This window comes from Janthinobacterium foliorum (genome assembly GCF_978021625.1).
In genome coordinates this window covers 116,951-130,688 of record NZ_CDXDQE010000016.1, presented here as the reverse complement: position 1 = coordinate 130,688, position 13,738 = coordinate 116,951, and the positions used below count along the sequence as shown (strand labels likewise).

Here is a 13,738-nt window from a genome sequence, read left to right as displayed (position 1 = left end):
CATGATGGGCGTGGTGCGGATGCAACAGGGCGGGCCGCATTTTTTTACGCGCGTCAAAAAAACAGCGTCATCTTGATTTTCAAACATTGCAACTGTAAATGGTAATCGTTATCATTTGCAATTGGCAGCATGAGAAGGCGACACTGGCAGCGCGGGTGAAGGACGGCATCATGAGACTGCCCCTTTCCCATCCGCAGTTGCAAGGTGTTCATGTCTTCCATTCTTACCCTGCGCCAGTCCGTACTGGCCATCAGCCTGGCGTTTGGCGCCAGTGCCGCCACCCCGTTGGTCTTTGCCGCCGAGGCCGATACCGAAGAACCCGCGCCGCAAGTGCTGCCCGAAGTACGCCTGCAGGCCGAGCGCGAATCGGTGGGCGAACAGCGGCTGGACAAGCGCCAGATCGAAGCCATGAATGGCATTGACGGCAATATCACCACCTTGTTGCGCATCAACCCCAGCGTGCAATTCGATAACAAGCAGCAAGCCTCCGCCACCCAGGGCGAGCTGGCGCCGGCCGACATCAGCATCAACGGCGCCAAGTTCTACGACAATCTGTACCAGATGGACGGCATGTCGCTCAACAACGATATCGGCCCCGCCAGCAGCGGCACCAACGTCAATGTCACGCCGCCGTCGGCCAGCCAGGGTTTCGCCGTCGACACCAGCCTGCTGTGCGACGTGACGTTGCTCGATTCGAACATCGGCGCCGAATATGGCCGCTTCAAGGGCGGCGTGGTGAAGGCCAATACCTGCGCCCCCACGCGCAAGCTGGCCGGCCAGGTCTCCGTCGAAAGCACGCGCTCGTCGTGGATGCAATACAAGCTCAGCGACAGCCAGAAAGACAGCGCCGCCCAATCGGCGTCGGCCGCGCTGCAGCCCGAATTCGAGAAATGGACTTACCGCGCCGCGCTGCAGGGCAAGGTGACGGAGAACTTCAGCCTGATCGGCAGCTTCATCCGCAAGACGTCGGAAATCCCCCTGAAAGGCTATGCCAACGGCTTGATCAGTGAAGGCGACGCCAACCGCAAGGTGCAAAAACGCGGCAGCGACAATGCCTTCGTGCGCGGTTTCTGGACCATCAGTCCCGGCGTGCTGGCCGACTTTTCCCTCATGCATGCGCCGTCCGACGGCGATTATTTCATCGCCAGCGCCAGGGACAGCAATTTCCATCTGAAGAGCGGCGGCGACGGCGTCAACCTGGGCCTGAGCCATCCGCTGGCGCTGCTGGGCAATGCCACGGCGGAACACCGCCTGAGCTGGAAGAAAGTGGACAGCTCGCGCAGCGCGGACGAGAGTAACTGGAAACTGTGGCGCTATTCGAGCGACAAGAACTGGGGCGTCAAGACGGGCACCGGCGCCTCCGGCTGGAACAGCAGCGAAGGCGGCTGGGGCGACGTGGACCAGGAACAGAAAAACGTCGACTATCAAGGCAAGCTGAAGTGGGAACCGGTCGCCTGGCTGGGGGCGACGCATACCGTCCAGGCAGGCCTGGAGCTGGGCACGCAGACGTCCAGCTACCGCCGCAACACCCAGTACGAGCAGTACACGGGGTCGGTCAATACCAACACCTGCAATATGCTGGGCGGCGGGGTGGACACCCAGTTCTGCTCGCTGGCAACGCCATGGAATGCGGCCGCGAACGTGCGCGGCCAGTACCTGGCGTCGCGCATCATTTATTACGCGGGCAGCTACGAGCTGAGCAACAAGACGCGCGGCGCCTTCCTGCAGGACGATATGCGGGCGGGCGACGTGCGCGTGCGCCTGGGCGTGCGCTACGATGCAGACGACCTGGCGCCGAAGTCGAGCATCGCGCCGCGCCTGTCCGCCTTCTGGGACGTGGCCGGCAAGGGCACGACGCAGGTCGAGGTGGGCGCCAACCGCTACTATGGCCGCAATTTCTTCGACTTCTACGCGCAGTCGAAACGCCTGGCGCTGCAGACGAAGGCGCAGACGCGCACCCTGTCGGGCGGGCTGCTGAAGGACTGGGCGGCGCCCGAGATGGCCGCCAACTGGGCCTGGTACCAGCTGGGCGACATGAAGACCCCGTACACGGATGAAAAAATGCTGGGCATCAGCCATCAATGGGGCGGCGTGAAGTGGAGCGCCAAGCGCGTGCTGCGCGCGGGCCGCGACGAAATGGTGCAGCACCTGGCATCGGCAGCCAATTACTATTGGGATAATATCGGCCGCACGGACAGCAAGGTGTGGACGCTGGCAGCCGAAACGGCCCGTCCGCTGCGCTGGGGCGGCAGCAGCACGCAGGTGCAGTTCGGCTATGACCACACGCGCACCAGTTCGTCGCACGCCAGCTACGATGACACCCTGAGCAATCTGGCGGGCGACCTGGACGAGTACATCTATTACCAGGGCAAGTTCGTGCGCTGGATCGACCGCCCGGCGAATAACTACAACCGTCCCTGGACGGCGCGCCTGCTGCTGTCGACCGACGTGCCCGCGTACCGCCTGAAGCTGGATAACTTCTTCCGCATGCGGGGACCGGAAACGGGCATGGTGTTCACGGGCGATGCGCGGCCGTTCGAGGGCGGCGTGGCGAATGTCTATGAGGATGTGTCGGTAGGCAAGTCCTTCACCTGGGACATGCGCGTGCAGTACGCGCTGCCGAAGACGGGGCCGGGCGAAGGGTTTGTGAACCTGGGCATCGAAAATGTCACCAACCGCAGCAATCCGCTGTTCCAGGCCAGCGAGACGGTGTACGAAAAAGGCCGCCAGTTTACGCTGGAACTCGGCTACCGCTTTTAATGATCACGACGGCAGGCGCATGAGCATCGCATCCCACCTGAAACAAACCACCTTCGCCGTCGCCGCCCTGCTAGCGGGCGGCGCGGGCCTGATGATGAGCATGGACGGCCGCGCCAGCGATGCCGTTCCCGCCAGTGTTGCCTGCGCGGCGGAGAAGGGCTGGGACATGGCATGCCTGCGCCAGATATACGCGCAGCCCATCGCCAGCTGGCCCCGTCCGCAGGTGGCCGACGGCGTCACGCCGCAGGAAATGGCGCCCGTCTCGGCCATGGCGCCGGCGCAGGTGCCGCCGCAGGTGGCGGCGCTGGGGCAGCGGCTGTTCAACGATCCGCGCTTGTCGCGTTCGAATGCGGTGGCCTGCATCAGCTGCCACAGTCCCGCCCACAGCTTTGCCGACAACAAGCGCACCTCCATCGGCCACGAAGGAAGGCTGGGCCAGCGCAATGCGCCGGGACTGCTGGGCGTGGGCCAGCTCAAGCCGCTGTTCTGGGATGGCCGCGCGGCCACGCTGGAAGAGCAGGCCATGGGTCCCTTGCAGCATCCGGACGAAATGGCCATGGATGTGCCGGCCCTGGCGGCCAAGCTGGCCGCGCTCGATGACTACCCGGCGCAGTTCGACGCGGCCTTCGGCCAGGGCGCCGGCGTGACCCTGCCGCGCATTTTGACGGCGCTGGCCGACTACCAGCGCACCGTGCTGCCGCCCGTCACGCGCTTCGACACTTTTCTGGAAGGCCGGCGCGCGGACTTGAATGACCGCGAGCTGCTGGGCCTGCACCTGTTCCGCACCAAGGCGCGCTGCATGACCTGCCACAGCGGCGCGATGCTGACGGACCAGCAATTCCACAATCTGGGACTGACGTATTACGGCCGCAAGAAATACGAAGACCTGGGGCGCTACCTGGTGACGGGCAAGGATGAGGACGTGGGCAAGTTCCGCACGCCGGGCTTGCGCGGCGTGGCGCAATCGGGGCCGTGGATGCACAACGGCCTGTTCCCGCAGATGGTGGGCTTGCTGAACATGTATAACGCGGGCATGTCGCGCCCCGTGCCGCAAAACGCGCAGCAGGCGGCCGATCCGAAGTTTCCCGTCACCTCGCCCTTGCTGCAGCGCTTGCAGCTGACGTCCGAGGAAATCATTGCGCTGAAGAGCTTCCTGGAAGTGCTGTAGCCGCTCGGCCGGTTGCGCCCGCAACCGGCCTTTTTGCTGCATGCGGCGCCAGCATTGTATAGACGTTTGACGCCTGCCAATCTCTCCAAATTCCACATTTCACGGGCTTCCCACATATATTTTTCAAAATGAAAATATATAAGAAGGAAACGTTGACTCTAAAATAATCGCGCTCTATATTCGATTTTGTCGCAAGCAAATGACGAAATCCGTATGGATTTTTTTACGGCTGGTCTAACGTGATTGCCTCGGACAATCGCCAACATGGAGCTCGGTAAATGAAAAAGATTGCAGCATTTGTTTTTACCCTGGGATTGAGTGCTTCGTATGCCGCCGCCTCGAATATCAGCTGCTATAGCTGCGAAGAGGAGTTGCGGGAATGCACGATGATGAATGGCGACAGATCGCCATTTTGCAGCAGCAGTTACAAGGCCTGCCTGAAGGTTTGCGAGATCGGCGCCTGACAGCCTTTTATGCATTACGAGGCGGCTGGCAATGGCATGCTGCGCTGGTCGCCCCTCGATCATCCATGCCTCCGATATTACCTATGATGCAGAAAAAATTGAAAACCATCGCCATGTATGGCGTGATTTTGGCTGCCGGACTGGGCAGTGGCTATACCCTGTCCCTGTTACCCGGTGTATTCAAATCGAATTACACGGAAGGCAATTACGCCGCTTACTTCCCGAATCCCCAGGCGAAGGTGGTGCTGTATGGCACGGACTGGTGCGGCTATTGCGCCAAGACGCGCGCCTATTTCAAGGAGAACAAGATCGACTTCGTCGACCTCGATATCGAGAAATCGCCGGAAGCGAAAAAAGCCCATGCGGAACTGGGCGGCGGCGGCGTGCCCGTGGTCCTGATCGGCAACCGCAAGATCCAGGGTTTCAATGCGGGCGCGCTGGAAGCGGCGCTGAAAAAAATCTGAATCAGGCATGCAGGGAAGGTGGTGCGTACAGGGCGGCGCATCATGGAAGTTCGTCATCGCCCGTCATTGCTGCAAAGGAGTACCGATGTTTAAAAAGCTGGGTTTCTTTTTGTTTGCCATGGGCGTTGGCGTCTCGTATGCGATGGCCAGCGGTACCGCCGACATTTCGGAATGCCAATCCGAGTGCTATATGGCGCTTGATGCCTGCATCATGGAGTTCAAGGTTCCTGAATGCGTCCGTGTCAATAAGGCCTGTCTTCAGGCCTGCGGCTAGAAAGCACCTGTCGGCTCGAGACAACGCGGCGATGCCTGTCAAACAGCATCGCTGTTTTTATTTCAGCCCCGCGCGCGGTCATGCCGCCACAGCACGTCGCTGCCGCCGGCAAAGCGGTTCAGCACGCGCGACAGCACGAACAGCAGGTCCGACAGGCGGTTCACGTACTGGCGCGGATGTTCATGCAGGGGTTCCGCATTGGCCAGCGCGACGATGCTGCGTTCGGCACGGCGGCATACGGTGCGGCACACGTGGGCCAGCGAGGCGGCGCGCGAACCGGCCGGCAGGATGAATTCGGAGAGGGCCGGCAAATCCGCATTGTATTTCGCCAGCAGCGCATCGAGGCGCAGCACGTGCTCCTCCTTGATCAGCTGGTAGCCGGGAATGCAGATTTCTCCGCCCAGGTCGAACAAATCGTGCTGGATGGCCACCAGCTCGCCGCGCAAAGCGTCGGGCATGTCCTCGCACAGCAGCAGGCCGATATTCGAATTGAGTTCATCCACGTCGCCCATGGCGTGGATGCGCGCGCTGTCCTTGCTGGTGCGGCTGCCGTCGCCCAGGCCGGTGCTGCCATTGTCGCCCGTGCGCGTGGCGATTTTCGAAAGTCGGTTGCCCATGATGCTGGTCCTGTGAAAGAAGAATGGGGGCAGCATACGACACTGCGCGCCGCCTGAACCCGGATTTTCCCGCTGCGGCGACAAAAAATGCGGTGTGCGCCGCTTTTGTGCTTACAATCGTTGCACGACCATGCACTTTTGTTCACATCCTATGCTCAATGCCGCTCCCGAACCCGGATTGACCGCCGCGCGCCAGCAAGCCGTCGTCGCCGCCCTCCTGGCCGTGCTGCCGGCCCGCTGCGTGCTGTCGGACGCCGAAGACACGCGCCCGTATGAATGCGACGGGCTGGCCGCCTACCGCCAGCTGCCGATGGTGGTGACGCTGCCGGACACGGAAGAACAGGTCATCGCCATCCTTGGCGTCTGCCGCGAACTTGGCGTGCCCATCGTGCCGCGCGGCGCCGGCACGGGGCTATCGGGCGGCGCCTTGCCGATCGCCGACGGCGTGGTGCTGTCGACGGCGCGCCTGAACCGCATCGTGCGCCTCGACGCCTATGCGCGCACGGCCGTCGTGCAGCCGGGCGTGCGCAACCTGGCCATTTCCGAGGCGGCGGCGCCCCACGCGCTGTATTACGCGCCCGACCCGTCGTCGCAGATCGCCTGCAGCATCGGCGGCAACGTGGCGGAAAACTCGGGCGGCGTGCATTGCCTGAAATACGGCCTGACCGTGCATAACGTGCTGCGCGTGCGCGTCGTCACCATCGACGGCGACGTGCTGGAACTGGGCGGCGAAGCGCTGGATTCGCCTGGCCTCGACTTGCTGGCCGTCTTCATCGGTTCCGAAGGCATGCTGGGCATCGTCACGGAAGTGACGGTGAAACTGGTGCCCAAACCGGCGACGGCGCGGGTCATCATGGCCTCCTTCGGCGACGTGGTCACGGGCGGCAATGCGGTGGCCAACGTGATCGCCGCCGGCATCATCCCGGCCGGACTGGAAATGATGGACCAGACTTCCTCGCGCATGGTCGAACCGTTCGTCAAGGCCGGCTATGACATCGACGCGGCGGCCATCCTGCTGTGCGAGGCGGACGGCACGCACGAGGAAGTGGAAGAGGAAATCGCCCGCATGACGGCCGTGCTGGAAGGGGCGGGCGCCAGCGCGATTGCCGTCTCGCAGTCGGAAGCGGAGCGCATGAAATTCTGGTCCGGCCGCAAGAACGCCTTTCCCGCCGCGGGCCGCATCTCGCCCGACTACTACTGCATGGACGGCACCATCCCGCGCAAGCGCCTGGCCGAAGTCCTGACGGGCATCGCCGCCATGGAAAAAACCTATGGCCTGCGCTGCGCGAACGTGTTCCACGCGGGCGACGGCAACCTGCATCCCTTGATCCTGTTCGACGCCAACGTGCCGGCCGAATTCGAGCGCGCCGAAGCGTTTGGCGCCGATATCCTGGCCCTGTGCGTGGCCGTGGGCGGCACCATCACGGGCGAGCATGGCGTGGGCATGGAAAAAATCAATTCCATGTGCGTGCAGTTCTCGCGCGCCGAACTCGATGCCTTCTTTGCCGTCAAGCGCGCCTTCGACCCCTACGCCTTGCTGAACCCGGACAAGGCGATTCCCACCTTGAACCGCTGCGCCGAATTCGGCAAGATGCACGTCACGGCCGGGCGGCTGCCATTCGCCAACCTGCCGCGTTTTTAATTTGCCGGAGACTCTTTTGCAAGCGATCGTGGAACAATTCAGGCAGCAGATCCTGGCGGCCAGCGCGGCGGGCAATCCCCTGCGCCTGCGCGGCGGCGGCACCAAGGACTGGTATGGCCAGCAGCTGGCAGGCGAAGTGCTCGATACGCGCGCGTATGCGGGCATCATCGACTATGAACCGACGGAGCTGGTGATCACGGCGCGCTGCGGCACGCCGCTGGCCGAGATCGAGGCGGCGCTGGCCGCGCGCAACCAGATGCTGGCTTTCGAACCGCCGCATTTCGGCCCTGGCGCCACGCTGGGCGGTGTCGTCGCCAGCGCCCTGTCCGGCCCGCGCCGCGCCAGCGCGGGCGCGCTGCGCGATTATGTGCTGGGCGCCGTGCTGATGGACGGCCGCGGCGAACGCCTGGCCTTTGGCGGTCAAGTGATGAAAAACGTGGCCGGCTACGATGTCTCGCGCCTGCTGGCCGGCTCGCTGGGAACGCTGGGCCTGATCCTGGAAGTGTCGCTGAAGGTATTGCCCTTGCCGCTGCGCGAAGCGAGCTTGCGCATGGACTGCGCGGAAATCGCCGCCCTGCGCCTGCTCAATGAATGGGCGGGCAAGCCGCTGCCGATTTCCGCCAGCTGCTGGCATGACGGCGTCCTGAGCGTGCGCCTGTCCGGCGCCGATGCGGCCGTCTCGGCGGCGCTGCAGTCGCTGGGCGGCGCCGTGCTGGCGCCCGACGACGCTGCCGCCTTCTGGCAGTCCCTGCGCGAGCAGAGGCATGATTTCTTTGCGGGTGCCGGCAGCCTGTGGCGGCTGTCGTTGCCGCCGCACGCCAGCGCCATCATCCTGCAAGGGCGCCAGCTGATCGAATGGGGCGGGGCGCAGCGCTGGCTCAAGCTCGACGGCGACGCGGATGCGGCAGGCAGCCGGCACATCCGCCAGGCCGTGGCGGCCGCGGGCGGCCACGCCACCCTGTTCCGTGGCGGCGACAAGGCGGTGGGCGTGTTCCACCCGCTGGCGCCGGCGGTAGAAAAAATCCACCAGCGCCTGCGGCAGGCTTTCGACCCGGCCGGCATCTTCAACCCGCACAGAATGAATTGAGCGCATGCAAACCAATCTCGCCGATTTCATCAAGAACACGCCGGCAGGCGACGAAGCGGAAGCCATCCTGCGCGCCTGCGTGCACTGCGGCTTTTGCACGGCCACCTGTCCCACCTACCAGCTGCTGGGCGACGAACTCGATGGCCCGCGCGGCCGCATCTACCTGATCAAGCAGGTGCTGGAAGGCGCGCCCGTCACGGCCAGGACGCAGACGCACCTGGACCGCTGCCTGACGTGCCGCAACTGCGAATCGACCTGTCCCTCGGGCGTGCAGTACGGGCGCCTGGTCGACATCGGCCGCAACGTCGTCGAGCAGCGCGTGCAGCGGCCCTTGCGCGAACGGGCGCTGCGCTTCGTCCTGAAGGAAGCACTGCCGCGCCGCTGGCTGTTTACGCCCGTCTACAAGACGGGCCAGGCGCTGCGGCCCTTGCTGTCGAAAGGCTTGCAGGATAAATTGCGCCCGGGCGCGCAAGCCGGGGCATGGCCCGCGCGCCGGCATGCGCGCACGATGCTGCTGCTCGACGGCTGCGTGCAGCCGGCCATGTCGCCGAACATCAACGCGGCCACGGCGCGCGTGCTCGATGCGCTGGGCGTGCAATTGATCGTCGCGCCCAGGGCGGGCTGCTGCGGCGCGCTGCGCCATCACCTGAACGACCAGGAGGCGGCGCTGGACGACATGCGCCGCAATATCGACGCCTGGTGGCCCTACGTGGACAGCGCGGAAGCCATCGTCATGACGGCGTCGGGCTGCGGCGCCACCGTCAAGGAGTACGGCCACCTGCTGGCGCACGACGCGCGGTATGCGGACAAGGCGCGGCGCGTCGCCGAATTGACGCGCGACCTGTCCGAGATCATGCCGGCGTTTGAAGCGGAACTGGTGGCGCTGTTGAACGGCAAGATCGCGCAAAGGGTGGCCTACCACCCGCCGTGCACCCTGCAGCATGGCCAGCAGATCCGCGGCAAGGTGGAGCAGGTGCTGCGCGCCGTTGGCGTCGACGTGCGCCTGTGCGCCGACAGCCATTTGTGCTGCGGTTCGGCCGGCACGTATTCGATCTTGCAGCCGGACCTGGCGCGCCAGCTGCGCGACAACAAGGTGGCGAACCTGGAAGCGTGCGCGCCCGATGTGATTGTCTCGGCGAACATCGGCTGCCTCACGCACCTGCAGTCAGGCACGGAAACGCCCGTGCGGCACTGGATCGAGCTGATCGACGCGGCGCTGGTGGCGGCACCGAAAGAATAGATCGCCTGAAAAAAGTCCGGGGCAAGGCGCATGGCCGAAGGAAGTGCGACCAGCACGGCGAGGCCCTGCAACGCCGCCATGGGCTTTTTCTCTGGCGATCTACACGGGGCTTTCGCTGAACTGGGCGATACGCCACTGCGGCGCCGGCACGAAAGTGTTCGCCCATTCCAGCACGGCGTCGGCCGGCATGGGACGGGCGATGCCGTAGCCTTGCGCCAGGTCGCAGCCCAGCTGGATCAGGCGCGCGCCATGCTCGATGCTTTCCACGCCTTCGGCGATCACCGTCAGGCTGAAGGAGCGGGCCAGGCCGATGACGGCGCGCACCAGGTGCAGGTCGTCGCGGTCGTTGAGCATGTTGCGCACGAAGCTCTGGTCGATCTTGACGATGTTCGCCGGCAGGCGCTTCAAATACGACATTGAGGAATAGCCGGTGCCGAAGTCGTCGAGCGCGAAGGTGATGCCCAGCGCCTGGCAGGCGCGGATGATGCGGCGCACGTGCTCGATGTCGTGCAGGGCCGACGATTCGAGGATTTCCAGTTCCAGCATGCTGGCGCGCACGCCGGGAAATTCGCCGAGGATGATTTTCAGGCGCGAGACGAAATCGGGCTGCTGGAAATGGCGCGCCGCGATGTTCACGCTGACCACCCAGTGCTTGCCGGCGGCGCTCCAGCGCTGCATCTGCCACAGGGCCTGGCGCAGCACCCATTCGCCGATATCGATGATCAGGTCCGTCTGCTCCACCAGCGGCAGGAATTGCGCCGGCGCCAGCACGCCGCGGCGCGGATGCTGCCAGCGCAGCAGCGCTTCCATGCCCACCACCGTGCCGGCGCGCATGTTGACCTTGGGCTGGTAGTACAGCCGCAGCTCGCCGTTGATCAGCGCCTGGCGCACTTCCGTGCGCTGGTTGTGGTGCGTGCGCACCTCTTCATCGAGGTTGGTGTCGAAAAAGTGATACTGGTTGCGTCCCGTCAGCTTGGCCTGGTAGACGGCGTGGTCGGCGTGGCGCAGCAGGCTTTCCGTGTTCAGGTCCTTGCCCGCATACACGGCGATGCCGGCGCTGGCCGTCATGTGCAGCGCCTGCTGGTCGCACTGGTAGGGGCGGCTCAGTTCGGCCATCAGCTGGTTGATGTTCTGTTCGATGCTGGCGATGCTGGCCTGGCCGCACAGCAGCATGACGAATTCATCGCCGCCCAGGCGCGCCGCGTAGTGCACCTGGCCCGTGTAGCCGTGCAGGCGGCCCGCCACCTGCTTGAGAATTTCATCGCCCGCCTCGGCGCCGTAGCGGTCGTTGATGGCCTGGAAGTGGTCGAGGTCGAACAGGCACACGGCCAGCAGGCGCTGGCGTTCGCGGGCGAGGAACAGTTCCTGTTCGAAGCGGGCCGCCAGCGCGGCGCGGTTGGGCAGGCCGGTCAGCACGTCATTGTAGTTTTGCCACGACAGCTTTTGCAGCGCCTGCTGCATGTGCACGGTCTCGTTGAGCTGTTCCCCCAGCTGCCGCTGGCTGGTCTTGAGCGAGGTCAGCAATTCTTCGATATCGCCGGCCATGCCATTGAACGACTGCGACACGGCATGCGCCTCGGGCGTGGCGCCGGGCGCGAGGCGCACGGCGAAATCGCCGCCACGGAAACGGTCGGTGGCTTGCACCAGCCGCGCCAGCAGCCTGCGGTGCGAGGCCAGGATCAGGCCCAGCAGTAAAAAAATGAGGACGATATTGACGGCGCTGATGGCGGCCTGCTGGCGCACCTTGTGCCATACCTGCGCGACGGGCCGGCCGGGGGCGTAGCGCAGGTCGAGGATGCCGTCGCCGCCGCCGGGCAGCGCCACGGTCAGGCGGCTGCGGATGGCCGTGATGCCGGCCAGGCGCGCAAACCAGGCCGGCACGCCGGCTGCCGGCCCATCGGTCTCCGGGCTGTCGGCCAGCACCTCGATATGTTCGGAAGCGCTATCCCAGCGGATGGCGGCCAGGCTGCGGTTCAGCGGCAGGGCGGCGCGCAGCGCCTGGCGCACGCTGTCGCGCAATGCCACGTCGCTGCGCACGGCCAGCGGCAGCACGGTATTGGCCAGGTACAGGTCGAGCTGGCGCGCGTCGCTCTGGTAGCGCGCCTTGGCCAGCGCCGCTTCCGTATCGAGCAGGGCGTGATAACGGACGGCGGAAACTGCCAGTATCAGAAATAAAATAGGGATGAATAGGCGCGAGTAACTGCCCATCCGCAACCATGTAGATAATAGTTTCCCAAAGACTGGCATCGTTTTTATGTTCGATATCTGCGAATAATTGTGCAAACATTATCACCGAAATTTGCTATTGGAAACACAATATTGATATCAGGCATGAAATAAATGCAGATTGTTTGATTTTATGATTTGTTATCATAAATCAATGACTATTCTCCGGATTCCTGTAGTAATTTTGCAATGTCGTTTGCCAGACTGGCCGGTTTGCTGGCCGTCGCATAACGGCGAAAGACGCTGCCATCCCTGCGCACGAGGAATTTCGTGAAATTCCATTTGATGGCTTGCGTGCCCAGAATGCCAGGCGCCGCCCGTTTTAATTGCGCAAATAAAGGCGCGGCATGGGGGCCATTCACGTCGATCTTGGCAAACAGGGGGAAAGTCACGCCAAAGTTTTTTTCGCAAAAGGCGCCGATCTGCGCATTCGACCCCGGTTCCTGGCCGCGAAATTGATTGCAGGGAAATCCCAGCACCACCAGGCCCTGGTCCTGGAACTGGCGGTACAGGGCTTCGAGTCCCTGGTATTGCGGCGTGAAGCCGCAGGCGCTGGCCGTGTTGACGATCAGCAGCACCTTGCCCCGGTAGCGCGCCAGGTCGACAGGCGTGCCGTCCAGCGCCGTGACGTGCAAGTCGTGGATGCCGGCCATGTCAGAGCAGTCCCAGCTTGATGCCGCCCGCAGGCGGGGCCGCTTCCGGCGCCGCCTTGCCATGCAGCTTGATGCTCAGGCGCAGGTCGTTGACGGAGTCCGCATTGCGCAGTGCGTCTTCATAACTGATCTGGCCCCCTTCGTGCAGGTCGAACAGGGCCTGGTCGAAAGTCTGCATGCCCATTTCGCGCGATTTTTTCATCAGTTCCTTGATCTCGTGCACCTGGCCCTTGAAGATCAGCTCGCTCATCAGCGGCGAGTTGAGGAGGATTTCCAGCGCCGCCTTGCGGCCATTGCCATCCTTGTTGGGGATCAGGCGCTGCGAAATCATGCCCTTCAGGTTCAGCGACAGGTCCATCAGCAGCTGCTGGCGCCGCTCTTCGGGGAAGAAATTGATGATGCGGTCCAGCGCCTGGTTGGCGTTGTTCGCGTGCAGGGTGGCCAGGCACAGGTGGCCCGTCTCGGCAAACGCGATGGCGTGGTCCATCGTCTCGCGGTCGCGGATTTCGCCGATCTGGATCACGTCCGGCGCCTGGCGCAGGGTGTTTTTCAGGGCCGTGGCCCAATCGTCCGTATCGACGCCCACTTCGCGCTGGGTGACGATGCAGTTGCCGTGCGGATGGATGAATTCCACGGGATCTTCGATGGTGATGATGTGGCCATGGCTGTGCGCATTGCGGTGGCCCACCATGGCCGCCAGGGTGGTCGACTTGCCGCAGCCGGTGGCGCCCACCATGATGACGAGGCCCCGCTTGCTCATCACCACGTCTTGCAGGATGGCGGGCAAGCCCAGCCCATCCAGGGTGGGGATGGCGGTATTGATCGTGCGCAAGACCATGCCTGCCTGGCCCATCTGCACGAAGGCGGAGACGCGGAAACGCCCCAGGCCTGCGGGGCTGATGGCGAAATTGGCTTCGCGGCTGGCCTCGAACTCGGCCGCCTGGCGCGCGTTCATGACGGCGCGCACGTGGCCGGCCGCCTGCTGGGCGTCGAGCGCACCGCCCGCCAGCGGCGTCAGCTTGCCGTCGAGCTTGACAGCGGGCGGGAAGCCGGCCGTAATGAACAGGTCGGAGCCGCCCTGTTCGCGCATCTGCGCCAGCAATGCGTGCATGGCGTCGTAGTGTTCGTGCGTCGTCTGCATGC

The 13,738-nt window shown here is 64.0% G+C and carries 13 protein-coding genes; 8 read left to right on the top strand and 5 right to left on the bottom strand.

The window, feature by feature from the left end:
- Positions 1 to 53 precede the first annotated feature (53 nt).
- The gene (locus ACZ92H_RS26180; RefSeq protein ID WP_465051535.1) at positions 54 to 212 is read right to left on the bottom strand and encodes a hypothetical protein; all 159 of its coding nucleotides are present in this window, start codon (positions 210 to 212) and stop codon (positions 54 to 56) included.
- On the opposite strand from ACZ92H_RS26180, the gene ACZ92H_RS26175 reads away from it, so the two are divergent.
- The 5 genes from ACZ92H_RS26175 (at position 211) to ACZ92H_RS26155 (ending at position 5,130) form a co-directional block, all read left to right on the top strand.
- The gene (locus tag ACZ92H_RS26175; RefSeq protein ID WP_465051533.1) at positions 211 to 2,760 is read left to right on the top strand and encodes a TonB-dependent receptor; all 2,550 of its coding nucleotides are present in this window, start codon (positions 211 to 213) and stop codon (positions 2,758 to 2,760) included. The genes ACZ92H_RS26180 and ACZ92H_RS26175 overlap by 2 nt on opposite strands.
- A gap of 19 nt (positions 2,761 to 2,779) precedes the next feature.
- Entirely contained in the window at positions 2,780 to 3,928 is a 1,149-nt protein-coding gene (locus ACZ92H_RS26170; RefSeq protein WP_465051532.1) for a cytochrome-c peroxidase, read from the top strand.
- A 278-nt stretch (positions 3,929 to 4,206) separates the two neighbouring features.
- Positions 4,207 to 4,392, top strand: a complete 186-nt coding sequence (locus ACZ92H_RS26165; RefSeq protein WP_131376409.1) for a hypothetical protein — start codon at positions 4,207 to 4,209, stop codon at positions 4,390 to 4,392.
- A gap of 83 nt (positions 4,393 to 4,475) precedes the next feature.
- Positions 4,476 to 4,856, top strand: coding sequence for a glutaredoxin family protein (locus ACZ92H_RS26160; RefSeq protein WP_465051531.1), 381 nt, complete (start codon positions 4,476 to 4,478; stop codon positions 4,854 to 4,856).
- An 85-nt stretch (positions 4,857 to 4,941) separates the two neighbouring features.
- Positions 4,942 to 5,130, top strand: coding sequence for a hypothetical protein (locus tag ACZ92H_RS26155; RefSeq protein ID WP_131376406.1), 189 nt, complete (start codon positions 4,942 to 4,944; stop codon positions 5,128 to 5,130).
- A gap of 62 nt (positions 5,131 to 5,192) precedes the next feature.
- Here the strand turns inward: ACZ92H_RS26155 and ACZ92H_RS26150 are convergent, their stop codons facing one another.
- Positions 5,193 to 5,747 carry a cob(I)yrinic acid a,c-diamide adenosyltransferase gene (locus ACZ92H_RS26150; RefSeq protein ID WP_465051529.1) on the bottom strand — a complete coding sequence of 185 codons (555 nt, stop codon included), beginning with the start codon at positions 5,745 to 5,747 and terminating at the stop codon, positions 5,193 to 5,195.
- 151 nt (positions 5,748 to 5,898) lie between these two features.
- On the opposite strand from ACZ92H_RS26150, the gene ACZ92H_RS26145 reads away from it, so the two are divergent.
- From ACZ92H_RS26145 to glcF, 3 genes are read left to right on the top strand one after another with little or no spacing between them, the layout of a single operon-like run.
- Complete coding sequence (locus tag ACZ92H_RS26145) at positions 5,899 to 7,389, top strand: FAD-linked oxidase C-terminal domain-containing protein (RefSeq protein WP_131376399.1); 1,491 nt, start codon at positions 5,899 to 5,901, stop codon at positions 7,387 to 7,389.
- 16 nt (positions 7,390 to 7,405) lie between these two features.
- Positions 7,406 to 8,476, top strand: coding sequence for a glycolate oxidase subunit GlcE (glcE, locus tag ACZ92H_RS26140; RefSeq protein WP_465051528.1), 1,071 nt, complete (start codon positions 7,406 to 7,408; stop codon positions 8,474 to 8,476).
- Positions 8,477 to 8,480: 4 nt separating this feature from the next.
- Positions 8,481 to 9,716: a glycolate oxidase subunit GlcF gene (gene glcF / locus ACZ92H_RS26135; RefSeq protein ID WP_131376393.1), complete on the top strand. Its 1,236-nt coding sequence runs from the start codon at positions 8,481 to 8,483 to the stop codon at positions 9,714 to 9,716.
- Between the two features lie 99 nt (positions 9,717 to 9,815).
- Here glcF and ACZ92H_RS26130 read toward each other — a convergent pair whose 3' ends face one another.
- The 3 genes from ACZ92H_RS26130 to ACZ92H_RS26120 form a co-directional block, all read right to left on the bottom strand.
- Complete coding sequence (locus ACZ92H_RS26130) at positions 9,816 to 11,924, bottom strand: putative bifunctional diguanylate cyclase/phosphodiesterase (protein ID WP_131376390.1); 2,109 nt, start codon at positions 11,922 to 11,924, stop codon at positions 9,816 to 9,818.
- A 176-nt stretch (positions 11,925 to 12,100) separates the two neighbouring features.
- On the bottom strand, positions 12,101 to 12,595 hold the full coding sequence (locus tag ACZ92H_RS26125; RefSeq protein WP_131376387.1) for a glutathione peroxidase: 495 nt from the start codon (positions 12,593 to 12,595) through the stop codon (positions 12,101 to 12,103).
- Between the two features lies 1 nt (position 12,596).
- Positions 12,597 to 13,736: a PilT/PilU family type 4a pilus ATPase gene (locus ACZ92H_RS26120; protein WP_465051527.1), complete on the bottom strand. Its 1,140-nt coding sequence runs from the start codon at positions 13,734 to 13,736 to the stop codon at positions 12,597 to 12,599.
- Positions 13,737 to 13,738 lie beyond the last annotated feature (2 nt).

Excerpts from the sequence above, each read along its gene's own strand:
- ACZ92H_RS26130 (WP_131376390.1), bottom strand. The coding sequence starts at position 11,924 with ATGGGCAGTTACTCGCGCCTATTCATCCCTATTTTATTTCTGATACTG.
- glcF (WP_131376393.1), top strand. The coding sequence starts at position 8,481 with ATGCAAACCAATCTCGCCGATTTCATCAAGAACACGCCGGCAGGCGAC.
- ACZ92H_RS26160 (WP_465051531.1), top strand. The coding sequence starts at position 4,476 with ATGATGCAGAAAAAATTGAAAACCATCGCCATGTATGGCGTGATTTTG.
- ACZ92H_RS26155 (WP_131376406.1), top strand. The coding sequence starts at position 4,942 with ATGTTTAAAAAGCTGGGTTTCTTTTTGTTTGCCATGGGCGTTGGCGTC.
- ACZ92H_RS26165 (WP_131376409.1), top strand. The coding sequence starts at position 4,207 with ATGAAAAAGATTGCAGCATTTGTTTTTACCCTGGGATTGAGTGCTTCG.
- ACZ92H_RS26170 (WP_465051532.1), top strand. The coding sequence starts at position 2,780 with ATGAGCATCGCATCCCACCTGAAACAAACCACCTTCGCCGTCGCCGCC.
- ACZ92H_RS26120 (WP_465051527.1), bottom strand. The coding sequence starts at position 13,736 with ATGCAGACGACGCACGAACACTACGACGCCATGCACGCATTGCTGGCG.
- ACZ92H_RS26150 (WP_465051529.1), bottom strand. The coding sequence starts at position 5,747 with ATGGGCAACCGACTTTCGAAAATCGCCACGCGCACGGGCGACAATGGC.
- ACZ92H_RS26145 (WP_131376399.1), top strand. The coding sequence starts at position 5,899 with ATGCTCAATGCCGCTCCCGAACCCGGATTGACCGCCGCGCGCCAGCAA.
- ACZ92H_RS26125 (WP_131376387.1), bottom strand. The coding sequence starts at position 12,595 with ATGGCCGGCATCCACGACTTGCACGTCACGGCGCTGGACGGCACGCCT.
- ACZ92H_RS26180 (WP_465051535.1), bottom strand. The coding sequence starts at position 212 with ATGAACACCTTGCAACTGCGGATGGGAAAGGGGCAGTCTCATGATGCC.
- ACZ92H_RS26175 (WP_465051533.1), top strand. The coding sequence starts at position 211 with ATGTCTTCCATTCTTACCCTGCGCCAGTCCGTACTGGCCATCAGCCTG.